The sequence below is a fragment of the Microbacterium sp. P26 genome, from assembly GCF_023712585.1.
Taxonomy (GTDB): domain Bacteria; phylum Actinomycetota; class Actinomycetes; order Actinomycetales; family Microbacteriaceae; genus Microbacterium; species Microbacterium algihabitans_A.
On the sequence record NZ_JAMAXZ010000008.1, the window covers coordinates 123,808 to 149,099 of the forward strand.

A 25,292-nucleotide genomic window follows, 5' to 3' on the forward strand; every position below is an offset into this window, starting at 1 on the left:
GCGCCGCCTCCGTCAGTGCCGGGCGATGACGCTCACGTGTCCGAGTCCGGGCAGCGACGCGTGTCGCGCCTGCACGCTCGGGTCGTGACCGGTGACGACCTCGACCACGGCGGCATGGGCTCGGATCGTCCGCAGCAGATCGAGACTCTCGTACATCGACAGAAGGTCCGTCTGATGCCGGAAGGGCAGGTCGCGGTCGAGCTCTTCGTCGAGGTGAGCGGCGTCGCAGGCGAGGGCGACGATGCCCGACCCCGTCTTGACGAGCACGGCGATCTCGCCCGGGGTGTGGCCCGGGGCGGGCACGACGACGACTCCCGGCGCCACCTCGCGTACCCCCGTCGTGAGCGTCAGCCGGCCCGCCTCGGCGACCGAATCGAGGTGACGGAGGTCGGCCTCGTCGACGACGCTGCGCAACAACGCGCGTCGAGAGTTCGGGGTACGCCAGAACGCGTACTCGTCCTCGGACATCGTCACCGGACGGCCCGGAAGCTGGGAAAGGCCACCGATGTGGTCGTAGTGAGCGTGCGAGAGGATCACGAGCGCGACGTGATCCGGCTCGATACCGAGGTCGGCCAGAGCGTCGGCCGTGGACCGGTCGAACCCCCGTCCGCGGGATCGGGCGCCGAACTCGGACATGCCCGTGTCGACGAGGATCACGGTGCGGTCGTTGCGCAGGACCCAGAAGGAGTACGCCATCACGATCTCGGCATCCGGATCGCCGTAGACATCGTGGTTCAAGAAGACGTGGGAGCGGCGGGTGGACAGCGTCCCCTGGCGCACGGCGAGGACCTCCCAGGTTTCCGTGCCGACGCTGCACAGGCGGACAGCGGCCTCGGGGCCGAGGGGCGAAGCAACCGGGTACGCCATGGTGGCAGTGTAGTGCCACCTATCCGGCTATCAGACAGCCGGGGTATTGCGGCGTGAGAGGCGACCCAAGCTCCAGGTCGCGGATGAGAGGACAGGAAATGCATGAAGGACGGAACCGCGTCGTCATCGTGACGGGAGCCGGTCGCGGCATCGGCGAGGCGATCGCACGGCGTCTCGCCGACGATGGCTGGACGGTCATCGCCGTCGACCGCGACGGTGATGGCGTCGAGCGGCTGGTGCACGCGGCGGGCGCCGCCCGCCTCCACGCGGCGCGCGCGGATGTGACGGACCGCTCCGCGGTCTTCGCGCTCGTCGACGACGTCGTCGCACGGCACGGGAGAGTGGACGCCGTCGTCAACAACGCCATGTGGGTGCGTTACGCCCCCCTCGACGAGATGACGGAGGAGGTCATCGACGGCATGTTCGCGATCGGGGTGAAGGCCGCGCTCTGGCTCACGCAGGCGGTCTTCCCGCACTTCCGCCGGCAAGGCGGGGGCTCGATCGTCAACATGTCGTCACCGGCCGCGACGCGGGGGTTCGATGGGAGTTCCGCCTACTCAGCGGTCAAAGGAGCGGTGACGAGCCTGACGCTCCAGGCTTCGCGCGAGCTCGGTCCGGACGGAATTCGGGTCAACGCGGTCGTGCCCGGCGCGGTGCCCACACCGGGAGCGCGTGAGGTCGTCGACGACGAGGGGTACGAAGTACGGCGGTCGATGGCGGCGCTGCGGCGCCTGGGCACGCCGGACGACATCGCGGGTGCTGTCGCCTTCCTCGTGGGAGACGACGCCCGGTTCATCACCGGGCACCTCCTCCGCGTCGACGGCGGTCTCTGATCCTCCGACTCAATCGGTGGGCAGAAGGCCGTGGGCGGAGGCCATGGCGTCAGCGGCGGCGTGCACGTGCGCAGCCGCCTCGCTCTCGGCCGCGGCCTCGTCGCCGGATTCGATGGCGCGGTGCAGTCGTTCGAACTCGGCGAGAGAGGCCTGGTCGCGGCCTGGGACGCTCAGGGTGAGAGCGCGCAGCTGCGCGACGCGAACCTGGAGTCCTTGAATGGTGCGGTCCAGGACGGGGTTGCCGGCGCCGTCGAACAAGGCCCGATAGAAATCCGCCTGTGCCTCGAGAATCGCGCGCTGATCGTTCTTCACCCTTGTCGCCTCGCGAAGGGCCTCGAGGGCGAGCGCCAGGCGGCTCCGCGTGGCATCGTCGGCGCGGCCGCAGAACAGCCGCGCGGCGAGGCCCTCGAGCTGAGCGCGGACCTCGTACACGTCGCGGGCCTCACTGAGGCTGAGGACGCGCACGTACGTCCCGCGACCGTTACGCGACTCGATCAAGCCCTCCGCCTCGAGCTGACGCAGGGCCTCACGCACCGACGGGCGGCTCGCCCCCGTGCGCTCTGTCAACTCCCGCTCGATGAGCAGCTGCCCGGGCTTGAGTTCGAGGTCGGCGATGGCTCGACGAAGGGAGTTCGCGATCTGATCGCGGATGGTGGGATGCCGCGTGACGGCCATCGATGCGCCGTGGGCCAGTTCCATGCGAGTCAGCATACGGCCCCGCCTCTTGCGCCCGATAGGTAGCTCACCTACTATCAGTCTGTCAGACAGCTTGGAGGCACTGTGGCCCGTCAAGATCACACCCACCCCTCGCGGATATCGGTCGTCACCGGTGCCGCGTCCGGGATCGGCGCCGCGCTCGCCACGGCGCTCGCAGAACGGGGGCATCGCGTCGTCGTCTCCGACATCGACCCCGACGCGGCCGCGACCGTCGCGCGCGAAATCGGCGGACGGGCTTTCGCGTGCGATGTCGCGGATCCCGACCAGGTCGACGCCCTCGCCGCCTTCACCCTCGCCGAATACGGCGGGGTCGACGACCTCTTCAACAACGCGGGAGTGGGCTCCCATGGCCGAGTCGACGAGATGACGCGAGACGACTGGGCGTGGATGCTCGGAGTCAATCTGTACGGCGTCATCAACGGCGTGACATCTTTCCTCCCCGCGTTGCGCCGCAGCGCCGCAGGCGGACGGATCGTGAACACGTGCTCGATGTCGGCTGTGGCGCCGCTCGTGGGTCTCGGTGCGTATGCCACCGCCAAGGCCGGGGTGCTCGCGCTGACCGAGGTGCTGTCCGCCGAGATGGAGGGGCAGCCCGATGCGGTGACGGTGTCCGCCGTCCTGGCGGGTCCCACGCGCACGCGCATCAGCACCAGCGCACGCCACCGCGGCGACACGGGACCTTCCGGTCTGGCCGACGTGGAGCTCTCCGGTCCCATCGTCGCGCACATGATCGAGCCCGACGAGGCCGCCGCCCGCATTCTGGAGGGTGCCGATGCCGGGCAGCTCTTCATCGTCACCCATCCCGCCCTCGGTTTCCGCGCGAGCGAGCGAGCCAAGCGGATCCTCGCTTCTTTCTCTTCCGCCTGACCCGTCGGTCTCCACCCCATCGCTGACGACCACACCCTCATCCGCTCGAAGGAGAGCCATGTCCACTGCACCCGCAGCCGTCCACCCGGACGTTGAGAAGAACCCCCGGGACGCCCGTCGCGCAGCGCTCGGCAGTTACCTCGGCGCGACTCTGGAGTTCTACGACTTCGTCATCTACTCCACGGCATCCGCCATCGTCTTTCCCGCGGTGTTCTTCTCCGGGATCGATCCGGCGCTCGGCGTGGTGCTGTCGTACGTCACGCTGGCGGCTGGGTACGTCGCCCGCCCGATCGGGGCGATCGTCTTCGGACACTTCGGCGATCGCCTCGGGCGACGCCAGATGCTCGTCGTGACGATGATCATCATGGGTATCGCGTCGATCGGCATCGGACTCGTCCCCGGATCCGCCGTCATCGGCGGATTCGCCGCCGTGCTGCTCGTCACCCTCCGCGTCGTTCAGGGCTTCGCGGTCGGTGGCGAGTGGGCCGGCGCGAGTCTGATGTCGATCGAGCACGCACAAGCTAAGAAGCGCGGGTTCGCCGGCGCGATCGTCCAGAGCGGCGGCCCGAGCGGTGCCGTGCTCGCCACCCTCACCTTCGCGCTCGTTTCGCTCATGCCGCAGGACGTCCTGCTGGCATGGGGGTGGCGGATCCCCTTCCTGGCGTCGGCCATCCTGGTCATCGTCGCAATCCTCGTACGCCTCGGAGTGAAGGAGTCGCCGGAGTTCGCAGCGGCCGATCGATCAAACGAGACGACGCGGGTCCCCCTCATCTCGACATTCTCGCAGAACGGCATGAGCGTTCTGCTGGTCGTGCTCACGGCGCTTTCGCCGTTCTTCCTGCAGTCGGTGACTTCGACGTTCGGCCTGCAGTTTGCCATCGGCCACGGCAACGAGCAGGGCCCTGCACTCTGGATGCTGACGGTAAGCAACGCCCTCACCATCTTCGCCACGTTGTTCTTCGCTGTGCTGTCAGACCGATTCGGACGCGTGAGGATGATGATTGTCGGCTTCGTGGTCACGGGCCTGCTCGTGTGGGTCGCATTCGCTCTGCTGTCGCAGCCGAACCTCGGCGCGGTACTGGTGGCGTTCATCATCCTGCAGCCGATCGGCAACGCGATGATCACCGGTCCTCTGGCGGCGTACATGGCCGATCTCTTCCCGGTGCGCAACCGCTTCACCGGCGTCGGTGTCTCCTATCAACTCGCGGCCACAATCGCCGCCGGCTTCGCGCCGCTGATCGCCACAGGCCTCGTCAGCGCAGCCGGGGGCGGGACGTACCTGCTCACCGGTCTCGTCTCGCTGCTGGCCGTAATCGGCATCGGCGCCGTCCTGGCGAGCCGTCGGATCCGCGTGCAGTAACGCGCGCGGACGAGGGGCGGGTCGGGCCCAGGCCCTTCCCGTCCCTCGGTCGTTGCCCCCGCCGCGGCATCCGCCTCGATAATGAAGAGGTGGAGCCCTGGGAGATGCGCGAGTGGTTCGCGGACTTCCTCGACGCCTACAACCGTCACGACATCGAGGCCGTTAGGGGGTTCCTCCACCCCGCCGTACGCCGTGCGCACCTCCCCGCCGGGGCAGAGGCCTGGATCGCCGACTACGCCGAGCTGCTGCACGGGTTTCCCGACTGGCAGGCCAAGCGCATCCAGCTGATCGTCGAAGACGACCGCCTCGCCGTGCACCTTCGCGCGGGCGGGACGCACACGGGCACCTTTGCGCACCTGTCGGCCACGCGTCGGCGGGTCAACATCGCGTCGTTCGCGATGTACCGCGTCGAGCGCGGCCTGATCGTCGAGGCGACCGGCACGGACGACGCCGACCAACTTCGAGCCGCCATCTCCTGAGCGATCAGCACAGTGTGACGGGGGTCCGGTGAGCGATCTGTCAAGGCCCGCTCGGTGTCGGCGGTCCCGGGTACGGTCACTCGTGCCCGGTTTCCATCCTCGGGCGAAAGGAGCGGTGACCATGGAGTCTCCAGACCGCCCCGGCGCCGGAGTCGTGTGGGCTCGTGTCGAAGAGGGTTTCCACGTCGGTAGCCGCAAGGGCGTCTTCCTCGGCTACATCGATCGTCAGCCCAGCGGCGCCTTCCTCGCCTACGACGGGCGCTCCCGTCTCGTCGGCAGCTTCCGCGCTCTCACCGCCGCCATGGCCGCCGTCACCAACGGTCAACCTCCCCAAGACGCCGAGATCACCCTCTCCGAGGTGCGCGTGCCCGCCCCCCGATCGATCGACGGCGGGGGTACCGCGTGAGCGAATCGCTGATTTCCGTTTCGTACGTCAGCACGGCGGCCGAGCCCTTCGACGACGCCCGCCTGGCCGAGTTGCTCACGCAGAGCCGACGCTCGAACCACGAGCACGACCTGACCGGCATGCTGCTGTATCGCCGGGGGCGCTTCTTCCAGGTGCTGGAAGGGCCGACGGATGCCGTGGACGAGCTCATGACGAAGATCCGTCGCGACCCGCGGCACGCCGAGGTGCGGGTGCTGCTGTCCGAAGAGATCGACGAGCGCCGCTTCTCGGAATGGACGATGGGCTACGAGCCGATCGGGGTGCCCTCCACCCCGGCGCCCGAGGGCTTCCGCGACACGTTCGACGACCTCGAGTCCGACGACGAAGACGACGCGATTCGCGCCGTGCGCGAACTGACGGTGTGGTTCCGAGCGCGGACGACCGAAGAGGCCTGAGCTTCTCTCTCGCGTTATCGTCGCGGGGTGAAACTCGACAGCAGCCGAAGCGGTGCACGCCCGCGTGCCCTGGCTCGGATCGTGGTGGGCGTTCTCGTCGTCGTCGTGGTGACGTACTCGTATGCGCTGCGCATCGCCGCCGATGACGGCAATCCCTTCGACTTCTTCGGCTACTTCACCAATCAGACGAGCACGCTGACGGCTCTTGTGCTGATGCTGGTGGGGTGTATCGGATTAGCGGGGCGCTCGGTTCCGCGAGTCGTCGCGCTGGCCTGGGCGATCGGCGCCGCGTGCCTCGTCGTCGTCGCTGTCGTCTACAACGGGCTCGTGCCGGGCACGGGCTCGGCGCCCCCGTGGGTGAGCGTCACGCTGCACGTCGTGTTCCCCGTGCTCGTCGTGGTCGACGTCGCGACGGCTCCCGATCGGCCCCGGCTCGCGTGGCGACAGCTGTGGTGGGTTCTGCCCTACCCGCTTGCGTGGATCGCCGTCGTCCTCGCGCGAGGGGCCACCGACGGGTGGGTTCCCTACGGCTTCCTCCTGCCCGAGCGCGGCCTCGCGTCGCTCGCCCTGCACGTGGTCGGCATCCTGACGCTCCTGCTCCTCGCCGCGGTGGGCGTCTGGGCGCTCGGACGACGTGGATCGTCGCGACCGCTGTCGTCATAGCGGCGGATCGAGGGCGCGGAGCGCGGCATCCATCCGCTCCGCCATGTGCGCGTACCCGGTGTCGTTCGGGTGCAGGCCGTCGGGGGCCATCCAGCTGTCGAAATCGTCGGCGTAATGACCGTCGAGCCATCGACTGGCCCCGTCGATGTGGTCGGCCCCGATACGTGCGGCGGCGTCTTCGACCCACCCCGAGATGACGTCGACCGAGGCCGGCCGGTCGGCGATGTACCAGAACGGCTCGACCACGACGATGCGCGCCGCGGGCAGGCCGTCGCGCAGCCGCTGCAGGTCGCTGTCGATGGTCGATCGGATCTCGTCGGCGCGATCGTCGTAGCTGAAGTTGTCGTTCAGGCCCATCGTGACGAACACGATGTCGGGGCGATCGGCGATCACGAGCGCGGGGATGTCGCCGAGCCCGTCGCGCATGCCGGCGCGACGGTTGACGAAACCCAGGCCGTTCTCGCTGCGGTTGATCTCGCGCCAGCCGCGGTCGACGGAGATGACCGTCGACCACCGCCGGTCCGACGAACTGGCTCCCGTGCCGCGGGTGTACGAGTCGCCGTAGAACGACACGACCGGACCATCGGCGGGGGCCGAAGACGACGTCACCTCCGCGGAGGGTGAGGCGGGCGCGCACGCGACCAGACCGAGCATGACGGATGCCGTGACGGCGGCGATCCCCAGGAGTCTGGTGCGCATGTGCCCATTCTCGTCGGCGCCGCGGGACGCGGGGCCTTCTCAGCTCGGCTGCGGATCGACCCCGCCCTCGAGCAGCGCGATGTGCTTCTCGATGCGCGCGGCCCGCGTCTTCGCGGTCGCGGCCGTGACGACCGGGTGCAGCACGGAGTAGCGCTCCGCCTTCGTCAGCGCGGCGAACGCACGGGCCGCCGCGGGGGAGGCGTCGAGCGCTTCCTGCAACTCGGGCGGCACCTCGATGTCGGCGGAACCCGCGTAGGCGCGCTCCCACCGCCCGTCGGTCTGCGCACGGGCGATCTCGTCGGCACCGCGCGGTCGCATGCGCCCCTCGTCGCCAAGTCGGGCGACGATGTCGACGTTGCGCTTCGACCACATCGACCGGGCGCGGCGGGGAGTGAAGTGCTGGCGGAAGGTCGCGGCATCCCGAGACTGCTTGCGCCCGTCGATCCACCCGCTGCAGAGGGCCTCGTCGAGGGCCTGCGCGTAGGTGAGGGTGGTCGGCTCGACGGTGCCCTTCTTGGCGAGAACCAGCCACACGCCGTCGCTGGTGGCCTCGTACGCGTCGAGCCACGCGCGCCACGCGGCGGCGTCGTCGACGACCAACTCGGGTATCTCGGCCACGATCTCTCCTTCGTCCGCCTCTGATCGGACCCTAGTGCCGACCTCCGACACCGCCCTATCGGAGTGCGGTCGCCGGGGCAACCGGCCCCCTGCCGCGCCCGCGAGCGGCGAGCATGAGGGAATGCGATGTGTGACCTATGCCGGCGAGACCGTGACCACGACCGATGACGTGGCGGAGGCGCTCGTGCAACTCACCGCATCGATCGCCGCCGAGGGGCAGGCCGAGGCCGTGAGCATCCCGATCGTGACGGACGGCGGTCAGACCGAAGAGGCCGAGCTGGTCATCGGTGTCGGCAACGACGTCCTCAGCGCCCCCAACGACGAATGGTCGGGCGAAGAGCCCGACTTCTCGTGGGCCGCTCACGAACTGCGCCAGCACAAGCGCTTCCCGCAGGCCCCCGCCGTCGCCGTCGAGCAGCCCGACGCGGGCGACAACCCCGACGCGTTCTGGGACCCCGACCTCGAAGGCTTCACCCGCGCCTGACCACGCACCCGTCGGGGGAGCTCGTCAAGCCCACCTCGGCCGCCGGGCACGGTCGTAGCGTGAGGCATCCACGTCGGAGGCGACCGGTTCATCGTCCCGGCGGAGGAGCCCCGGACAGTCCGGGTGGTGCAGCCGTTTCGCGGTACCGCCCGGACGCTCTCCGGCATCCGGCACGATGGACCCATGCAGCACTCCCTCGTGACCGGCGCCTCGCGCGGAATCGGTCGTGCCATCGCCGTCGCCCTCAGCCGGCGCGGTGATCGCGTCGCCGTCCATTACGGAAGCGACCGCGACGCCGCCGAAGAGACGCTCGGGCAGCTGCATGGCGACGGGCACGTGCTCGTGGCGGGAGACCTGTCCGAACCCGCGGTGGCCACGCGGGTCGTCGATGAGGCGTTGTCCGGGCTCGGACGCATCGACGTGCTCGTCAACAACGCCGCGATTGCGCCGAACGCCGAGACGTCGCATCCGATCGCAACGACCGACTTCGACGCGTGGCACCGCGTGTGGGAGCGCATGGTGGCGGTCGACCTGCTGGCCCCCGCGAACGTCGCCTTCCTCGTCGCGCGTTCGATGATCAGCCGCGGTATCGAGGGCGCGATCGTCAACGTCGGCTCGCGCGGAGCGTTCCGCGGAGAGCCCGAGTTCCCCGCCTACGGAGCCGCCAAGGCGGGACTCCACGCGATGGGTCAATCGCTCGCGGTCGCGCTCGCTCCCCACGGCATCTCGGTCACCTCGGTCGCGCCGGGTTTCGTCGGCACCGACCGGCAGCAGACGAAGCTCTCGGGCGAAGGTGGCGACGGCATCCGGTCGCAGAGCCCTTTCGGCCGCGTCGCGGAGCCGGAAGAGGTGGCGGATGCCGTGGTCTACCTCAGTTCGTCGCACTCGCAGTGGGCGTCGGGGGCGATCCTCGACCTGAACGGGGCGTCGCACCTGCGCACGTGAGGGCTACTGCGACATCTCCCGGTCGAGGCGATCCAGGAGCGACTCCAGGGCCACCTCGAACTCCTCGTCGGCGCGATCCTCGCTGAGCAGGGGACGCAGGCGCATCACCTGCGGCAGGTCTTCGACCTCGCGCTCGCCGTCGCCCTGCGGGAGGTCGGCATCTCCCTCGTCGATGACCTCTTCGACCGGCCCCGTCTCGGCACCGCGCACGGCGGCCTCGAGCAGCAACTGCCCCAGCAGGAAGCTGCTGAACGCGCGGTAGGCGTCGACGGCCTGCTGGTCGCTGAAGCCGAAGTCGATCAGCGAGGCGAGGAAGATCTCGACCACCTCAACACTGCGCAGCGGCGGCCGCAGCCAGGGTGCGGCGGGGTGGCGCGTCGCGACCAGCGGGAATGCCCGCGGGTGCTCCACGGCGACGTTGCGCACCTCGTGCGCGGTCACCTGGAGGAACCGCTGCCAGCTGTCGCCGCGCGCATCGCGCAGAGCAGCCGTGAGCCCGGTCATGAGCACGTCGACGACGCCCTCGAGCAGGTCTTCGCGACCGTTCACGTAGCGGTACAGCGACATGGCCTCAACATCCAAGGCTTTGGCGAGGTTGCGCATCGACAGCCCGCCCAGGCCATCGTCGTCGATCCGCTCCAGCGCGCACGCGATGATGGCCTCGCGGCTCAGCCGAGGCGTGGCCGAGTCGGTGACATCTCGTGTGTGGCGGATCATGTGGCTTCCCGATGGTGTGGGTATCCATGGTGACGCGTCGAGGGGGCAGGTTCGGGTCTGCTTGCGCGATGCCGCATCCGTGGGCTAGACCCGAGCCTACCGCCGTGTTCAGAGTCGTCATCCGACTCACGCGGCCTGAACGACCCGTCGCCCGAGCACGCGCACGATGAGACCCGCCACCGCTGCGCCGACGATCGGCGCGACGATGAACACCCACAGTTGCGACACGGGCAGTGCGCCGCCGTATAGAGCCGTCGCAATCGAGCGCGCCGGGTTCACCGAGGTGTTCGAGATCGGGATGCTGATGAGGTGGATCAGCGTGAGCGTCAGGCCGATGCCGATGGGGGCGAAGGTGACGTACTCCTTCTTCGCGGTGATTGAAAGGATGACGGCGACGAACACGCCTGTCAGCACCGCCTCGACGACGAAGACGGAGACCAGGCCGTAGCCTCCCGGGCTGCCGTCGCCGAAGCCGTTCGAGGCGAAGCCGGTCGACTGGGCCGCGGCGAATGCCCCGTCTTTGCCCGAGAGCACGAGCGCGAGCACGCTCGTGGCCACGATGCCGCCGAGCACCTGTGAGAGCAGATAGCCGGGCACGTGGCGGGCGTCGGTGCGGCCGGCGATGAGGAGGCCGAGCGTCACGGCCGGGTTGAAGTGGCCGCCGGAGATGTGGCCGACGGCGGCGATGCCGGCGACGAGGGTGAGTCCGAACGCCAGTGCGACGCCGAGGAACCCGACGCCCGCCTGGTTCTCGTCGGCGCTGGGGAAGTTGGCGGCGAACAACGCCGCGCCGACTCCGCCCAGCACCAGCAGGAAGGTTCCGAAGAACTCGGCGGCGTAACGCGCCGACGACGACCACTGCGGGGCGTGCTGGGCGCGCTGCTCGACCGTCGAATCCTCGACGGCGACCGGCTCGTTTCGTTTTTCGTTCTTCTTCTTTCCCATGACGGGGTGCTCCTTCCGTGGCCGGCGGTGCACCGGCATCGCGTTGTGGACGTGGCCAGCCAGGAATTCGTCACGCACGGATTTCGTCTCCGCGCGCCACCGCCACACGACCACGATGACCGCCGACGGGAGGATGGTCGTGGTCTTGACCCCCGCGCCAGCACTGGGATATACGCCGTAAGCCTATTCATCTCGATGCACACCTGCCGACGGCGTGCAACCCCCGCGTGACGTATCCGGCGCCCGGTACGTCTGTTCTGTGTAAGCGAATTCAGCGCCTCGGATCCCCCGGGTCGTCATGCTCGAAAGGAACCGCCATGGCTGAGAACATCACCGCCCCGACCGACACCCCCGCTGCGCGCAACGTCCCCCGCGCCGCCTCGCGTGTCCACCGTCCGCTCGGCGGCCGCGGTCCCGAGGCCCGCACCGAGGGCACCACCTCGATCGCCGACGGCGTCGTCGCGAAGGTCGCGGGCATCGCGGCTCGCGAGGTCACCGGCGTGTACGCCCTCGGTGGCGGCGGAGCCCGCGCGTTCGGCGCGATCCGCGACGCCGTCAACGCCACCGACCTGACGCAGGGCGTCAAGGTCGAGGTCGGCGAGACGCAGGCGGCCGTCGACGTCACGATCGTCGTCGAGTACGGCGCACAGATCCAGGAGGTCGCCGACCAGGTGCGCGCCCGCATCGCCGGATCGATCGGGCGCATCGTCGGACTCGACGTGGTCGAGGTCGATGTCGCGGTCGACGACGTGCACGTGCCCGGTGACGACGACCACGACGACGACGACGAGTCGCGCGTCCACTGACCCGTCGGGGGCGGAGTGCCGCCGGGCCGCGAGGTCGCGGCATCCGCCCCCTTCTCCTCCCGGGTTCGCTCAGCGCACCCTCCACCCACCTCGCCGATCGAAAGGACTCGACATGATCGACCTGTCTTTCCCGTCGCTTCTGATCCCGGATGCCGCGCCCGCACGCCCCGCGCGCTCGCCGCGCAGCGAGGGGGGCCTGTCGTGAAGACGTCGAGCCGGGTGTTCGTCCGTCGCCCGCGGGGCGTCTACATCGCCACGGGTGTCGGCGCGATCGTCGTCGTGCTGATCGCCCTCGGGCTGTTCCTGCCGCTCACGGGCTTCCTCGCGGCGACCACCGCCAGTACGGCGGGGCTCGTGCCGTTCCCCGTGCTGAGCGTCACGGGGGTGACACTCCTCGGGATGGTGCTCGTCGCCGGCGCCCTGCTGCTCGCACTCACCCGCCGCCGGCCCGCCGCCGCCTGGGTGTGGAGCGTGCTCGCAGTGCTGATCGCCCTCGCCGTGACGGTGTTCCCGCTCGTAGCCGTGGCGGTCGGCTCGGCCGATCGCGCCGCCGACATCGGTCCGATCATCGGCGACCTGTGGGGCCGGCTGTCGGGGCTGCTGCCCTCGTAAGCGGGACAGGGCTGCGCGAATGGGTCGGGGACGGTTGCGGTTCGGCGCGGGGGCGGGTTGCCTGGGGTGATGACCGAAGCCCTGCCGATCACGCTCCTGCTCGTGGGGGCCACCCTGTGGCTCGCATCGGTGCTCGTCGTGATCCTGGCGGCTCCGGACGAGAAGATCCCCTGGAACCGCAACCCCCGTCATGGGCGCGGGATGAGTTTTCTCTTTCGGTTCCTGGGGCTCGGCACGATCATCTTCACGGTGACGGCGTTCCTCCGGCCGGTCATGGGTTACTGGGCGGCGATCCCCATGGTGGTGGCGTTCGCGCCCGCCTTCCTCGCCATCGCCATGCACAATGCCACTGTCACCCGCCGCGCGTCGCTGGCGCAGAGGCCCGAGTCACATGACGACGGATTGACGCTCCCCGGCGCGGGTGGTCGACTGGACGACGCGCCGCATCGGCGCGGAGAGGCGTGACCCATGAACCCCGTGCTCGTCATCATCGACATCCAGCGCGACTACTTCCCCGGTGGTCGGCATCCTCTCATCGGCCCGGATGCCGCGGCCGAAGCGGCCTCCGCGGTGCTCGCGCACCAGCGCGACCAGGGCGACCCCGTGATCCACGTGCGCCACGAAAACCCCGCGGGCGGCGGCTTCCTCGAGGTCGGCACGCCCGGCGCCGAGATCGACGAGCGCGTCGCCCCGATCGGCGAAGAAACCGTGATCGTCAAGCACGCCCCCAACTCCTTCGTCGGCACCGACCTGCACGACCAGCTGCGGGGGCTGGGCGAACACCCCCTGCTCGTGGTCGGCATGATGACGAGCATGTGCGTGGATGCCACGGTCCGCGCCGCCATCGACCTCGGCTACGACGTGTCGGTGGTGGCCGACGCGTGCGCCGCACCCGACCTGTCGTACGGCGGAACCGACGTCGACGGAGCGACCGTGCACGCGGCTTTCCTCGCCGCGCTGGAGGGCGCTGGGGCGACGATCGTGACGAGCGCGGAGGTCGTTGCGGCTGCGTGAGACGCTCAGCGTCGAGAAGCCTCCGCAGCGAGCGAGCGCTGGAGCGGTTCGTAGTGGGCCACGACCGCGCGGCGATAGGCCTCGACGTCACCGGCGAGCGCGGCGTCGAGCATTTCCCCGTGCGCGACGGCCGTCTGCCGGATGTCGTCGGGCATCGGGATCTCCAGCAGCGGGATGACCGCGGTGTGCACGTCCCAGAAGGCCCCCACGAGCTGCTCGGCCAGGCGGTTGCCCGTGGCGGCGAAGAGCTTCGTGTGGAAAGCGCGGTCCGCCTCGAGGAAGCGCTCGCCGCGCTCGGCGCGCTGCACCATCTCGGCGACCAGCGCCCGAAGGGCGTCTGCATCCGCCTCTCCCGCGTGGGTTCGCGCGACGACGAGATCGGCGAGGGCGAGGTCGAGGGCGACGCGCACCTCGACGACCTCGCGCAGGGCCTCCATCGAGCCGTCGGGCGAGAGCACCCCGCGGAAGACCAGAGCCTCGACCATGGGGTCGAGTGACATGCCTCCGACGAAGGTGCCGTGACCGTAGCGCACCTCGACGATGTCGAGCGTCGCGAGAGTGCGCATCGCCTCGCGGACGGACGAGCGTGAGACGCCGAGCGTCTCGCACAGTTCCGCTTCCGTCGGCAGGAGATCGCCCGGCTTGAGGTCGCGGGTGAGGATCAGCTGCTTGATCTGATCCGCTGTCGTGGACCTGCGCATGCGCGACGCGTTTCGGTCAGCCATGACCATTCGGTGCTCCATCCCCCTGAAATGCACCGCCCGAGAGCGGCTTCGGTTTCGGCTTTGTGTTTCGCCGACGTTCGTGAGTATAGTGCGTCAGACGTCAGATGTCCTCTCGACGCTCGAACCATCCACACAGGAGTGATCATGTTCCGAAACCCCCTGCGCCGACGCACGCACCGGGCGACCGCGCTGCTCGCCGGCGCCGTCGTGGCCAGTGTCGCGCTCGCCGGGTGCGGCGCGGGCGGCACCACGGCCGCCGACACTGCGACCGATGCCCCGATCGACCCGAACGCCACCATCGAGGCCGGCATCTCGTACTCGCTCAACGGCAGCTTCGACCCGATGGTCGCCTCGGGCGCCGTCACGGTCGCCGCCAACTGGCATATCTTCGAGGGCCTGGTCGACCTCGATCCGGTCACCAAGCAGCCCTACGCCGCGCTCGCCGCCGACCTGCCCGTGCAGAAGGACGACACGACCTACGACATCGACCTGCGCGAGGGCGCGACGTTCCAGAACGGTGAGCCCGTCACGGCCGACGATGTCGTCTTCAGCTACCAGCGGGTGCTCGACCCGGCGAACGGATCGCTGTTCACCTCGTACGTCGATTTCATCCAGTCGGTGACCGCAATCGACGCCGACACGGTCGAGATCACCACCAAGTACCCGTTCTCGCTGCTGAACGAGCGTCTCGGCATCGTCAAGATCGTGCCGAAGGCGCTCGTCGAGAGCGAGGGTGCCGAGGCGTTCGGCAAGACCCCTGTCGGTTCGGGCCCGTACTCGCTGGTCTCGGCCGTTCCCGAAGACAAGATCGTCTTCGCGAAGTACGACGGCTACAACGGCCCGCGGCCTGCCAAGGCCGTCGGCATGAACTGGAACCTGCTCTCCGACTCCGCCGCGCGCGTGACGGCCATGTCGTCCGGCACGATCCAGGCGATGGAAGACGTGCCCTACATCGACGCGGACGGCCTGGCATCCACCGCTGACGTCGAGAGCGTCCAGTCGTTCGGCCTGTTGTTCATGATGTTCAACACGCAAGCGGCACCGTTCGACGACGTGCGCGTGCGTCAGGCGTTCCACTACGCCCTCGACATGGACAAGATCATCTCGACCGGCATGCTCGGCAACGCCACCGCAGCGACCTCGTTCCTGCCCGAGGGGTACGCGAACTACCACGAGGCCTCGACCGTCTACTCCTACGACCCCGACAAGGCGAAGGAGCTGCTCGCCGAGGCCGGCGCTCAGAACCTCTCGATCACCCTGCTGTCGACCGACACCGGCTGGGTCAAGGAGGTCGCGCCCCTGATCAAGGAGTCTCTGGATGCCGTGGGCGTGAACGTCACGCTCGACATCGGTCAGTCCTCCGCGCAGTACGCGAAGGTCGACGCGGGCGAGTACACCGCCATGATCGCGCCCGGCGACCCCTCGGTCTTCGGCAACGACCCCGACCTGCTCATGAACTGGTGGTACGGCGCCAACGTGTGGACGCAGAAGCGCACGCACTTCGCCGACCAGCCCGAATACGCCGAGCTCCAGGGCCTTCTCGACCAGGCCGTGCAGCAGACCGGCGACGAGCAGCAGCAGACGTGGAACAAGGCGTTCGACCTGCTCGCCGACCAGGCCGTGCTCTACCCGCTGTTCCACCGCAAGCTGCCCACGGCCTGGAACGGCCAGCAGCTCGTCGGCTTCCAGCCGGTCCCCACGACCGGCCTGTCGTTCCTCGACGTGGGCGTCGCCGCCCAGTAATCCCGGCGGGGGCGCGCCGCGCGCCCCCGCCCCACCCGCTCAGGAAGGAGCGGTCCGTGTCGCACACGCTCCGCCTCATCGGCCGCCGGCTGCTGCAACTGCCGCTGATGATCCTCGGCATCACGTTCCTCGTCTTCTTCGTGATGTCCTTCTCCCCGGTCGACCCCGCGCGCAACGCTCTGGGTGAGACCGCCTCCCCGGACGCCCTCGAGGCGTACCGCGACGCCAATGGTCTCAACGACCCGCTGTTCGTGCGGTACGTCGCCTTCCTGCTCGGACTTCTGCGCGGAGACCTCGGCACGTACTCCGCGCGATCGCTGCCCGTAGGCGACGAGGTGGCCCGTGCCTTCCCCGTGACGTTGTCGCTGACGTTCTTCGGCCTCGCCATCGCCGTCGTGCTGGCGTTCGTGCTCGGGGTGCTCGCAGCCGTCTACCGCGACCGGTGGCCCGACCAGCTGATCCGCGTGATCAGCGTCTCGGCCCTGTCCACACCGTCGTTCTGGCTCGCCATTCTCATGATCCAGCTGTTCACCCTGCAGTTGCGTCTGCTGCCGGCATCCGGTCCCCTTCCGAACTTCTTCGACGATCCCGGGGGGTGGATCGCCCGTATGACGCTGCCGGCGGTCGCTCTGGCGATCCCCGTCATCGGACAGCTCTCGCGCGTCGTCCGCACCTCGATGGTCGAAGAACTCGACCGTGACTACGTCCGCACCGCGCTCGGCGCCGGAATCCCGCGCGTCATCGTGGTCGCGCGGAACGTCCTGCGTAACGCGCTGATCACCCCCGTGACCGTGCTGGGCCTGCGCATCGGCTACCTGCTCGGCGGGGCCGTGGTGATCGAGGTCATCTTCGCGATCCCCGGCATGGGAACCCTCATCCTCAACGGCGTGACCAACAACGAGCCGAACCTCGTCCAGGGCGTGACCCTGGCCGTCGCGCTGGCGTTCGTCGTCATCAACATCGTCGTCGACCTGCTCTACGTCCTCATCAATCCCCGAATCCGGGCGGTGTAACACCATGCGACGCACATTGACCGAGCGACTTTCGCTCCCCGGGCTGCGGTTCGGCCGCCTCCCGATCGGCACCAGCATCTGTCTCGCCGTCATCGCGGTCGTCGCGCTGGTGGCCGTCTTCGCGCCCCTCGTGGCGCCCTACGACCCGCTCGCTTCGGGGCCGGCGGTGCAGCCGCCCGGGCCGGAGCACTTCTTCGGCACCGACCGCCAGGGCCGAGACATCTTCTCGCGCCTGGTCTACGGCGCGCGCTACTCGCTCTCGATCGGACTGGGCGCCACCATCGCGGCTCTCGTCGCTGCGGCGGTGCTCGGCACGATCGCCGCGACCGCTCCCCGCCTCATCGCCGAGACGCTGATGCGCGTCATGGACGTCATCATGTCGTTCCCGGGCATCGCGCTCGCCGCGGTGTTCGTGGCCGTGTTCGGTCGCTCGCTCCCCGTGCTGATCCTGACGATCGCCTTCCTGTACGTGCCGCAGCTGACGCGTATCGTGCGCGCGAACATCCTCGACCAGTACGGCGAGGACTACGTGTCGGCCGTCCGGGTGATCGGGTCCTCGACGCCCCGCATCATCGTCAAGCACGTCGCCCGCAACACTCTGGCGCCCGTGCTCGTGTTCGCGACCGTCCTCGTGGCCGACGCGATCGTCTTCGAGGCGTCGCTGTCGTTCCTGCAGGCGGGCGTGCCCGACCCCGAGCCCTCGTGGGGCAACGTGATCGCCGCCGGCCGCAACCTGCTGATGGCGGGCGCATGGTGGGCGACGTTCTTCCCCGGCATCCTGATCATGCTGACGGTGCTCTGCCTCAACATCGTGTCCGAGGGACTGACGGATGCCATGGTCTCGCCCAAGGCGCGCAAGATGACCACCGATGCCGCCTCCACCGACGAAGCGACGACCGACCTCGAGAAGGCCGAGGCCCCCGGCCCCGACGACGTCGAGGCGGAGCCCGTCGATCCGCTCGAGGAAAGGGTCGCGGCCACCACCTCCCTCGCGGCGACGGCCGCACTCGACCGCCGGCTCGACGACCTGCGCGAGCGAGAGCTCGAGCGCGGCGAGCGGATGCCCTTCCACTCCGACGCTGCGCCCCTACTGGAGGTGCGCAACCTGTCGATCGGGTTCCCCCGCCACGGTGACGTCGACGTGGTCGACGACGTGTCGTTCACCGTCCGGCCGGGCGAGACGATGGCCCTGGTGGGAGAGTCGGGCTGCGGCAAGTCGATCACCTCGCTCGCGATCATGGGCCTGCTCGACCCGCGGGCGCGGATCTCCGGTCAGATCCTCTTCGACGGCAAGGATCTGTTGACGATGTCTCCGGCCGAACGCAAAGCGCTGCGTGGCCACGACATCGCGATGATCTACCAGGACGCGCTCAGCTCGTTGAACCCGGCGATGCTCATCCGTTCGCAGATGAAGCAGCTCACCTCGCGCGGCGGCACCCGCAGCGCCGAAGATCTGCTGCGGCTGGTCGGTCTCGATCCCGAGCGCACGCTCGCGTCGTACCCGCACGAGCTCTCGGGCGGTCAGCGTCAGCGCGTGCTCATCGCGATGGCGCTCACCCGCAATCCGCGTCTGGTGATCGCCGACGAGCCGACGACGGCTCTCGACGTCACGGTGCAGGCGCAGGTGGTCGATCTCCTCAACAGCCTCCGAGAAGAGCTCGGCTTCGCGATGGTGTTCGTCTCGCACGATCTCGCCCTCGTGGCCGAGCTCGCGCACCGGATCACCGTCATGTACGCGGGCCAGGTCGTCGAACAGGCGCCCACGCACGATCTGCTCGTGCAGCCGCTGCACGAGTACACGCGCGGGCTGCTGGGGGCCGTCCTGTCGATCGAGTCGGGGTCGGACCGCCTGCATCAGGTGCCGGGAACCGTGCCTTCGCCGCGCGACTTCCCGAAGGGCGATCGCTTCGCCCCGCGGTCGTCGAACCCCCAGCGCGGACGCGGCGTCGCTCCGGTGCGCCGACGCGTCGATGGAACCGACCATTACTACGCCGCGCATCCCGACGATGCGCCCGTCGCCCCCGTAGGAGGTGTGAGATGACCGATCCCGTCATCGAACTGAGAGACGTGCACGTGCGCTTCGCGACCCGGCAGTCGGGATTGTTCCGCAAGAGCTACGTCGATGCCCTCGCCGGGGTCTCCCTCGCTGTTCGCCGCGGGTCGACCCTCGGCATCGTCGGGGAGTCGGGGTCGGGCAAGTCCACCGCGGCCAAGGTGCTGATCGGCCTCGAGAAGCCCACCTCGGGCGAGGTGGTGTTCGCCGGTCGCCCCGTGCGCGACTTCTCCACCCGGGTGCGTCGTGAGCTCGGCGGCATCCTGTCGGTGGTCTTCCAAGACCCCGCTACGGCGCTGAATGCGCGCATGACCGTGCGCGATGCGCTTCTCGACCCGATGCAGGTTCACCGGATCGGCAGCCCGCGCGAGCGCCAGAAGCGCGTGGCGGAGCTGATCGGGCTGGTGGGGCTGCCCACCTCGGCCCTCGACGCCCTGCCCGGTCAGCTCTCCGGCGGGCAGCGGCAGCGCGTCGCGATCGCCCGCGCCCTCGCCCTCGACCCGCAGGTGATCGTCGCCGACGAGCCCACCTCGGCCCTCGACGTCTCGGTGCGTGCGCAGATCCTCAACCTGCTGACCGACCTCAAGCGCGACCTGGGCCTGGGCATGGTCTTCATCTCGCACGACATCCAGACGGTGCGCTATCTCTCCGACGAGATCGCCGTCATGCACAAGGGCCGCGTCGTCGAGTTCGGCGCCGCCGCCGACGTCTTCGACGCCCCCGCCGACCCCTACACCCGCTCGCTCCTGGGCGCCGCGCCCTCGCTGCTCGCCTGACCACAGAAACACGGATCCCCTCATGAACCACCTGCCCTCGACCGCCCGTTTCTCGGGCGTCATCCCGCCCGTCGCCACGCCGCTGCGCGCCGACCGCTCCATCGATCACGCCTCGCTCGAGCGGCTGGTCGATCACCTCATCACCTCCGGTGTGCGGGGGCTGTTCGCTCTCGGCTCCACTGGTGAGACCGCCTACTTCACCGATGCGCAGCGCGTCGAGATCGTCCGCACGATCATCAGTGCCACGGGGGGTCGTGTGCCGATCATCGCCGGGGCGATCGAGCTGACCGCCCCGCGTATCGCCGAGACCGCCCGTCGGCTCACCGCCGAGGGCGTAGACGCGATCGTCACCACCGCGCCGCTGTACACGCTCAACTCCCCGGCTGAGATCGCCCGCCATTTCCGCGCGGTCGCCGCCAACATCGACGCGCCCCTCTGGGCCTACGACGTCCCGGTCCGCGTGCACACCAAGCTGCCGCTCGCGCTGCTGCTCGAGTTGGCTGCCGACGGCGTCGTGCACGGGGTCAAGGATTCCTCGGGCGATGACGTGGGCTTCCGCCGTCTGGTGGCGGCCAACCTCGAGGCCGGGCGACCCCTGCAGCTGCTCACCGGGCACGAGGTCGTCGTCGACGCGATGGCCCTCGCCGGGGCCGACGGCGTCGTTCCGGGCCTCGCCAACGTCGAGGCCGCGGGCTACGTCCGCCTGTGGGAGGCCGCCGAACGCGGCGACTGGGAGGCGGCGCGCGCCGAGCAGGAGCGCCTGAACCGCATCTTCGACATCGTGTTCCAGCCCCGGGGGCTCTCGGGCGACGCCACGGGTGTCGGAGCCTTCAAAGCGGCGATGGCCGCGCGCGGTCTCATCGACGACGCCGCCATGGCGGACACGGTGGAGAGTCTCGGCGCCGACGCCGTGGCGTCCGTCCGCGACGTCCTCGCCCGCGTAGGACTCCTCCCCGTCTCGGTGGCGTGATGGCGGATGCCGTGGCCGCCGTCGATATCGGAGGCACCAAGACGACGGTCGCCCTGGTCGACGCGTCGGAGACCATCGTCGACCGGGTGACGGCGTCGACGCCCGGCCGCATCGGCGGAGCCGCGATCGTCGACCTCGTGGCCGCGCTGACGACCTCGCTCGTCGAGCGCCACGGTGCCTCGTTACGCGGGGTGGGGGTCGCGACCGCCGGCGTCGTCGACACGTCGACGGGCACGATTGTCTCGGCCACCGACACCCTCCGGGGCTGGATCGGGATGCCGTTGGGTGCCGCCGTGCGCGCTGGTCTGGGAGAGCACCTCGCGGGCTCCGCGCCGATCACGGTGCAGAACGACGTCGATGCGCATGCGCTCGGCGAGTACCTCTGCGGTGCCGGCCGCGGCGCGTCGAGCCTGCTGACGGTCGCCGTCGGCACGGGCGTCGGGGGAGGCCTCATCGTCGAGGGCCGACCCTGGCGCGGGGCGCATCACGTCGCGGGTGAGATCGCACACATGCCCGTCCCGGGAGCCGAACACCTCCGCTGCCCCTGCGGGCGGATGGGGCATCTCGAGGCGATCGGGGGAGGACTCGGCCTGCTCCGGCATTATCGCTGGCTCGGGGGAGACCCCGCCGTCGTCGACACCCGAGCCGTCGCCGCTCGGGCGGCCGATGACCTCACCGCCGGGCGGGCCATCGCCGACGCTGCCGGGGCGGTCGGCCGGGCCCTCGCCGGGGCGGCCACCCTTCTCGACCCCGAGGTCATCGTGGTCACCGGGGGTGTTGCCGACATCGGCCCGGTGTGGTGGCACCCGATGGAGGCCGCCTTCCGCGCGACGGTCATCGACGCCCTCGCGGGTGTTCCCGTGCACCGGGGCGTACTCGGCGCCGACGCTCCCCTGCGCGGGGCCGCCGCCTCGGCCTGGGCTGATGTGGCGGTGGCGGCATGAGCACAGAACTGCTCGACGCCATGCGGGGCGGTCTCATCGTGTCCTGCCAGGCCTACCCCGGCGAACCGATGCGCGACCCCCGCACGATGGCGCAGGTCGCCCGCGCAGCGGTCGTCGGCGGTGCCGCCGGTGTGCGCCTGCAGGGACTCGACGACATCCGCGCCACCCGAGACGTCGGCGTTCCGATCGTCGGTCTGTGGAAGGACGGCGACGACGACGTGTTCATCACGCCCACGCTCGACCACGCGCTCGCCGTCGCCGAGGCCGGGGCGCACATCGTCGCCCTCGACGGAACCCGGCGCGCTCGTCCCGACGGCCGCTCCCTGGCCGAGACCATCGCCGGGCTCAAGGCCGCGCACGATGTGCTCGTGATGGCCGACTGCGGCTCGCTCGACGACGCGATCGCCGCCGAGGCTGCGGGCGCCGACATCATCGGCACGACCCTCGCGGGCTACTCGGGCGAACGGCCGAAGACCACCGGCCCCGACATCGACCTGATCGCCGAGGTGGTCGGCGCGTGCGCGCGACCCGTCGTCGCCGAGGGGCGCATCCACACCCCCGACCACGCCCGGCGCGCTCGGGCCGCGGGGGCCTTCGCGGTCTGCGTCGGCACCGCGATCACCCACCCGTCCACGTTGACGTCGTGGTTCGTCGCGGCGATCGAGAAGGAGAACTGATGGAAGTCGTCATCACGCGTGAAGACGAGATCGGCGAGCTCATCGCCGACGAGATCGCCGCACTGCTGGCCGACCGACCGGACGCCGTGCTCGGGGTGGCCACCGGTTCCAGCCCCCTGCGGGTGTACGAGGCGCTCGCGCGGCGGGTGGCCGCGGGCGAGACGTCGCTCGCCCGCGCGCGGGCGTTCACCCTCGACGAGTACGTCGGACTGCCTCCCGGGCACCCGGCTCGCTACGACGCCGTGATCCGCGAGGAGTTCGTCGCCCGCGTCGACATCGACCCCGCCGCGGTGCGCGGACCCGACGGCGACGCCGACGACCTCGACGACGCCTGCCACCGGTACGAAGGGGCCATCCGCGACGCCGGGGGTGTCGACCTGCAGATCCTCGGCATCGGCACCGACGGCCACATCGCCTTCAACGAACCCGGGTCGTCACTCGCGTCCCGCACGCGTGTGAAGACCCTGACGGCGCAGACGCGTCTCGACAACGCGAGGTTCTTCGCCGACGACCTCGCTGCCGTCCCCCGCCACTGTCTGACCCAGGGTCTCGGCACCATCCTCGAGGCGCGCCGCGTCGTGCTCGTGGCGACCGGCGAGGCGAAGTCGCAGGCGGTGGCTCAGCTCGTCGAGGGCGCAGTCTCGGCCCGGTGGCCGGGTACCGTGCTCCAGCATCACCCCGACGTCACGGTCTTCGTCGACGAGGCGGCGGCATCGCTGCTCGAGCTGGCCGACTACTACCAAGACGCCCGCGCTCACCGGTCGTTGGTCCAATGACCCCCGTCCTCGTCAGTGCGTATGCGGCCTCGCCCGCCTTCCGCACGTGGGACCCGCGTCTCGAGGCCGAGCTGCTGGCCGGCTTGTGCGCGCTGCCCGACGTCGTCGGTCTCGAGGTGCCATGGCTCGGCGGTGTCCATCCGCACGACGACAAGTGGTTTTTCGGCGAACTGCCCGCGATCGAGCTGGCCGTCACTCCGCTGCCGTGGGTGATGGGCCGGTCTCAGAAGGCACCCGGATACGGGCTGGCGTCGCTCGACGAGGGCGGGCGCCGCGCTGCCCTCGATGATCTGCGCGGACTGCGTGACGACGTGCACCGGCTGGCGGAGCACAGCAGCGCGCGGGTCTTGACGGTGCTGCTGCACTCGGCGCCGCGCGGCTCCGGCTCCGCGGACCGACTCGGTTCCTCGCTGGACGAACTCGCCTCGTGGGATTTTGCGGGCGCAGACCTGCGGATCGAGCACTGCGACGCGGTGATCGCTTCGCACCCCTTCGAGAAGGGCTTCCTGCCGCTGGATGCCGAGATCGGGGCCATTCGCGCCTCAGGAACTCCGGTGGGGATGTGGATGAACTGGGGCCGCTCCGTGATCGAGACGCGCGACGCCGCCGAGGCGACCGCCCAGATCGCCCGGGCGCACGCATCGGGAATGCTCCGAGGACTCGCCCTGTCGGGAGCAAGTGCCGTCGCAGGACCCTACGGCGAGGCCTGGAGTGATGCGCACCTTCCGTTCGCCGAGACCGATCCGGGCTCGGGCTCACTGCTCGATCGCGAGACCGCCGCCCGGGCGCTCGAGGCGGCGGGAGACGTCGGCAGATGGGGTCTGAAGGTGAGTCGTCGCCCCGGCGACGTCTCGGCCGCCGACGTCCTGACCACCGTGCGCGACAACCTCGACGTCCTGCGCAGCGCCGCGGCATCCGTCACCGCCCCCGCGCGCGCCGGAGCGTGAATCTGCTCATCCACGGCGCCCGCGTGATCACGGGCGCCGGCGGCGTCGTCGTCCGCGAGACCCCGCGCGGCTGGGTGCACATCGGCGACGGCGTCGTCCGCGAGGTGGGGGAGGGCGACGCGCCCCGCGCCGCCCCCGTCGACGCCGACGTGGTGGATGCGGAGGCCCTCGTCGGTCCCGGGGCGCTCCTGACCGCGGGTCTCGTCGACATCCACAACCACGGCGGGGGCGGGGCCTCCTTCGATGATCCGGATGCCGCCGCTGCGGTCGATCGCATCATCGGGGTGCACGCCCGTCACGGGGTGACGCGACTGGTGGCCTCGCTCGTGAGTGCTGCGCCGTCCGCGCTGGAGCGGACGATGCGCGCCCTGAGGGTCGCAGCCGATGACCGACCGGGGCTCCTCGGCATTCATCTCGAGGGCCCCTGCCTCGACGTCGATCATCGTGGCGCTCACGCCCCCTGGACACTGAGGCATCCGTCATCGCTCGACGTCGAGCGCCTGACATCCGCCGGCGACCTCGTGCAGGTGACCATCGCCCCTGAGCTGCCGGGAGCGCTCGAGCTCATTCGCGAGTTGGTCGGCGCGGGGGTGCGTGTCGCGATGGGGCACACGGGTGCCGATGCGGCCACGACCCGCGCGGCGATCGCGGCCGGAGCCTCTCTGCTCACCCACGCGTTCAACGCCATGCCGCCGCTGCACCATCGAGCGCCGGGGCCGGTCGGTGCAGCCCTCGCCGACGACGTCGTCACCCTGGAGCTCATCGCCGACGGAACGCACGTCGCGCCCGAGCTGTTCGCGCCGCTCTTCCGAGCGGCTCCGGGGCGCATCGCGCTCGTGAGCGATGCCATGGCGGCTGCTGGATCGCCCGACGGCGACTACCGGCTCGGCGACCTCGCGGTGATCGTCTGCGACGGGGTCGCGCGTCTGCGCGAGACCGACACCATCGCAGGTTCCACCCTCACACTCGATCGTGCCGTGCGCACCGTCGTGGCATCCGGGGTCCCGCTCACCGACGCGGTCGCGGCGGCGACGCTCGTTCCGGCCCGGGCCGTCGGGCGATCCGACCTCGGCCGGCTGCAGCCCGGCTGCCGCGGCGACGTCGTGCTCTGGAACGCGCTGCTCGAGCCCACCGCGGTCTGGCGCGACGGCATCCGCATCGCCTGACCCACCCTCCGCGAGCGGATCGCCCCCCACTCGGCC

The 25,292-nt window shown here is 70.1% G+C and carries 30 protein-coding genes; 23 read left to right on the forward strand and 7 right to left on the reverse strand.

Annotated elements, in window-relative coordinates; genetic code table 11:
- Window positions 1–12: 12 nt before the first annotated feature.
- Entirely contained in the window at window positions 13–867 is an 855-nt protein-coding gene (locus M3667_RS14950; RefSeq protein ID WP_251509175.1) for an MBL fold metallo-hydrolase, read from the reverse strand.
- Window positions 868–965: 98 nt separating this feature from the next.
- Between M3667_RS14950 and M3667_RS14955 the strand changes: the two genes are divergently transcribed.
- Window positions 966–1,700 carry an SDR family NAD(P)-dependent oxidoreductase gene (locus M3667_RS14955; RefSeq protein WP_251509177.1) on the forward strand — a complete coding sequence of 245 codons (735 nt, stop codon included), beginning with the start codon at window positions 966–968 and terminating at the stop codon, window positions 1,698–1,700.
- 9 nt (window positions 1,701–1,709) lie between these two features.
- On the opposite strand, the gene M3667_RS14960 is transcribed toward M3667_RS14955, so the two are convergent.
- Window positions 1,710–2,399 (reverse strand): GntR family transcriptional regulator, encoded by a 690-nt coding sequence (locus M3667_RS14960; RefSeq protein WP_251509179.1) that lies wholly within the window; start codon window positions 2,397–2,399, stop codon window positions 1,710–1,712.
- Between the two features lie 81 nt (window positions 2,400–2,480).
- Here M3667_RS14960 and M3667_RS14965 point away from each other — a divergent pair, with 81 nt between their 5' ends.
- From M3667_RS14965 to M3667_RS14990, 6 genes are all read left to right on the forward strand, one after another.
- Window positions 2,481–3,284, forward strand: coding sequence for an SDR family oxidoreductase (locus M3667_RS14965; RefSeq protein WP_251509181.1), 804 nt, complete (start codon window positions 2,481–2,483; stop codon window positions 3,282–3,284).
- 58 nt (window positions 3,285–3,342) lie between these two features.
- Entirely contained in the window at window positions 3,343–4,644 is a 1,302-nt protein-coding gene (locus M3667_RS14970; protein ID WP_251509183.1) for an MFS transporter, read from the forward strand.
- Window positions 4,645–4,733: 89 nt separating this feature from the next.
- A complete protein-coding gene (locus M3667_RS14975) occupies window positions 4,734–5,123 on the forward strand; it encodes an ester cyclase (protein WP_251509185.1) in 390 nt (129 codons plus the stop codon).
- 121 nt (window positions 5,124–5,244) lie between these two features.
- Window positions 5,245–5,529 carry a hypothetical protein gene (locus M3667_RS14980; protein WP_251509187.1) on the forward strand — a complete coding sequence of 95 codons (285 nt, stop codon included), beginning with the start codon at window positions 5,245–5,247 and terminating at the stop codon, window positions 5,527–5,529.
- Complete coding sequence (locus M3667_RS14985; RefSeq protein WP_251509189.1) at window positions 5,526–5,963, forward strand: BLUF domain-containing protein; 438 nt, start codon at window positions 5,526–5,528, stop codon at window positions 5,961–5,963. Before M3667_RS14980 ends, M3667_RS14985 begins: the two co-directional genes overlap by 4 nt.
- A gap of 27 nt (window positions 5,964–5,990) precedes the next feature.
- Window positions 5,991–6,626 carry a Pr6Pr family membrane protein gene (locus M3667_RS14990; protein ID WP_251509191.1) on the forward strand — a complete coding sequence of 212 codons (636 nt, stop codon included), beginning with the start codon at window positions 5,991–5,993 and terminating at the stop codon, window positions 6,624–6,626.
- On the opposite strand, the gene M3667_RS14995 is transcribed toward M3667_RS14990, so the two are convergent.
- Window positions 6,621–7,325 (reverse strand): SGNH/GDSL hydrolase family protein, encoded by a 705-nt coding sequence (locus M3667_RS14995; RefSeq protein WP_251509193.1) that lies wholly within the window; start codon window positions 7,323–7,325, stop codon window positions 6,621–6,623. The two genes, M3667_RS14990 and M3667_RS14995, sit on opposite strands and share 6 nt — an antisense overlap.
- Window positions 7,326–7,364: 39 nt before the next feature.
- Complete coding sequence (locus tag M3667_RS15000; protein ID WP_251509195.1) at window positions 7,365–7,943, reverse strand: YdeI family protein; 579 nt, start codon at window positions 7,941–7,943, stop codon at window positions 7,365–7,367.
- A gap of 121 nt (window positions 7,944–8,064) precedes the next feature.
- Here M3667_RS15000 and M3667_RS15005 point away from each other — a divergent pair, with 121 nt between their 5' ends.
- Both M3667_RS15005 and M3667_RS15010 read left to right on the forward strand, forming a co-directional pair.
- Complete coding sequence (locus M3667_RS15005) at window positions 8,065–8,427, forward strand: hypothetical protein (RefSeq protein WP_251509197.1); 363 nt, start codon at window positions 8,065–8,067, stop codon at window positions 8,425–8,427.
- Window positions 8,428–8,610: 183 nt separating this feature from the next.
- Window positions 8,611–9,372, forward strand: a complete 762-nt coding sequence (locus M3667_RS15010) for an SDR family NAD(P)-dependent oxidoreductase (protein WP_251509199.1) — start codon at window positions 8,611–8,613, stop codon at window positions 9,370–9,372.
- A gap of 3 nt (window positions 9,373–9,375) precedes the next feature.
- Here M3667_RS15010 and M3667_RS15015 read toward each other — a convergent pair whose 3' ends face one another.
- Together M3667_RS15015 and aqpZ are read right to left on the reverse strand one after the other, a co-directional pair.
- Window positions 9,376–10,089, reverse strand: coding sequence for a TetR/AcrR family transcriptional regulator C-terminal domain-containing protein (locus M3667_RS15015; protein ID WP_251509201.1), 714 nt, complete (start codon window positions 10,087–10,089; stop codon window positions 9,376–9,378).
- A gap of 126 nt (window positions 10,090–10,215) precedes the next feature.
- Window positions 10,216–11,034, reverse strand: coding sequence for an aquaporin Z (aqpZ, locus tag M3667_RS15020; protein ID WP_251509203.1), 819 nt, complete (start codon window positions 11,032–11,034; stop codon window positions 10,216–10,218).
- Between the two features lie 317 nt (window positions 11,035–11,351).
- Between aqpZ and M3667_RS15025 the strand changes: the two genes are divergently transcribed.
- The 4 genes from M3667_RS15025 to M3667_RS15040 all read left to right on the forward strand — a co-directional run bounded on the left by M3667_RS15025 (window position 11,352) and on the right by M3667_RS15040 (window position 13,466).
- Window positions 11,352–11,840, forward strand: coding sequence for an Asp23/Gls24 family envelope stress response protein (locus M3667_RS15025; protein ID WP_251509205.1), 489 nt, complete (start codon window positions 11,352–11,354; stop codon window positions 11,838–11,840).
- 201 nt (window positions 11,841–12,041) lie between these two features.
- Window positions 12,042–12,452, forward strand: a complete 411-nt coding sequence (locus M3667_RS15030; protein WP_251509207.1) for an MFS transporter permease — start codon at window positions 12,042–12,044, stop codon at window positions 12,450–12,452.
- 69 nt (window positions 12,453–12,521) lie between these two features.
- Window positions 12,522–12,917 carry a hypothetical protein gene (locus tag M3667_RS15035; RefSeq protein WP_251509209.1) on the forward strand — a complete coding sequence of 132 codons (396 nt, stop codon included), beginning with the start codon at window positions 12,522–12,524 and terminating at the stop codon, window positions 12,915–12,917.
- 3 nt (window positions 12,918–12,920) lie between these two features.
- Window positions 12,921–13,466, forward strand: a complete 546-nt coding sequence (locus M3667_RS15040; RefSeq protein ID WP_251509212.1) for a cysteine hydrolase family protein — start codon at window positions 12,921–12,923, stop codon at window positions 13,464–13,466.
- Window positions 13,467–13,471: 5 nt separating this feature from the next.
- Here M3667_RS15040 and M3667_RS15045 read toward each other — a convergent pair whose 3' ends face one another.
- Window positions 13,472–14,167: a FadR/GntR family transcriptional regulator gene (locus M3667_RS15045; protein ID WP_251509213.1), complete on the reverse strand. Its 696-nt coding sequence runs from the start codon at window positions 14,165–14,167 to the stop codon at window positions 13,472–13,474.
- Window positions 14,168–14,335: 168 nt separating this feature from the next.
- Here M3667_RS15045 and M3667_RS15050 point away from each other — a divergent pair, with 168 nt between their 5' ends.
- Genes M3667_RS15050 through M3667_RS15095 form a run of 10 tightly spaced genes read left to right on the forward strand, consistent with a single transcriptional unit; the run spans window position 14,336 to window position 25,256 of the window.
- Complete coding sequence (locus M3667_RS15050; RefSeq protein WP_251509214.1) at window positions 14,336–15,934, forward strand: ABC transporter substrate-binding protein; 1,599 nt, start codon at window positions 14,336–14,338, stop codon at window positions 15,932–15,934.
- Window positions 15,935–15,990: 56 nt separating this feature from the next.
- Window positions 15,991–16,947, forward strand: a complete 957-nt coding sequence (locus M3667_RS15055) for an ABC transporter permease (protein WP_251509215.1) — start codon at window positions 15,991–15,993, stop codon at window positions 16,945–16,947.
- Window positions 16,948–16,951: 4 nt separating this feature from the next.
- Window positions 16,952–18,988, forward strand: a complete 2,037-nt coding sequence (locus M3667_RS15060) for a dipeptide/oligopeptide/nickel ABC transporter permease/ATP-binding protein (protein ID WP_251509216.1) — start codon at window positions 16,952–16,954, stop codon at window positions 18,986–18,988.
- Window positions 18,985–19,776, forward strand: coding sequence for an ABC transporter ATP-binding protein (locus tag M3667_RS15065; protein ID WP_251509218.1), 792 nt, complete (start codon window positions 18,985–18,987; stop codon window positions 19,774–19,776). Before M3667_RS15060 ends, M3667_RS15065 begins: the two co-directional genes overlap by 4 nt.
- Before the next feature lie 22 nt (window positions 19,777–19,798).
- Window positions 19,799–20,746, forward strand: a complete 948-nt coding sequence (locus tag M3667_RS15070; RefSeq protein ID WP_251509219.1) for a dihydrodipicolinate synthase family protein — start codon at window positions 19,799–19,801, stop codon at window positions 20,744–20,746.
- A gap of 11 nt (window positions 20,747–20,757) precedes the next feature.
- The gene (locus tag M3667_RS15075) at window positions 20,758–21,690 is read left to right on the forward strand and encodes an ROK family protein (protein WP_251509220.1); all 933 of its coding nucleotides are present in this window, start codon (window positions 20,758–20,760) and stop codon (window positions 21,688–21,690) included.
- Entirely contained in the window at window positions 21,687–22,367 is a 681-nt protein-coding gene (locus M3667_RS15080) for an N-acetylmannosamine-6-phosphate 2-epimerase (protein WP_251509221.1), read from the forward strand. Before M3667_RS15075 ends, M3667_RS15080 begins: the two co-directional genes overlap by 4 nt.
- A complete protein-coding gene (gene nagB, locus M3667_RS15085) occupies window positions 22,367–23,143 on the forward strand; it encodes a glucosamine-6-phosphate deaminase (protein ID WP_251509222.1) in 777 nt (258 codons plus the stop codon). The genes M3667_RS15080 and nagB overlap by 1 nt, the downstream gene beginning before the upstream one ends.
- Window positions 23,140–24,090 (forward strand): DUF4862 family protein, encoded by a 951-nt coding sequence (locus M3667_RS15090; RefSeq protein ID WP_251509223.1) that lies wholly within the window; start codon window positions 23,140–23,142, stop codon window positions 24,088–24,090. The genes nagB and M3667_RS15090 overlap by 4 nt, the downstream gene beginning before the upstream one ends.
- Entirely contained in the window at window positions 24,087–25,256 is a 1,170-nt protein-coding gene (locus M3667_RS15095) for an N-acetylglucosamine-6-phosphate deacetylase (protein WP_251509224.1), read from the forward strand. Before M3667_RS15090 ends, M3667_RS15095 begins: the two co-directional genes overlap by 4 nt.
- Window positions 25,257–25,292: the final 36 nt, after the last annotated feature.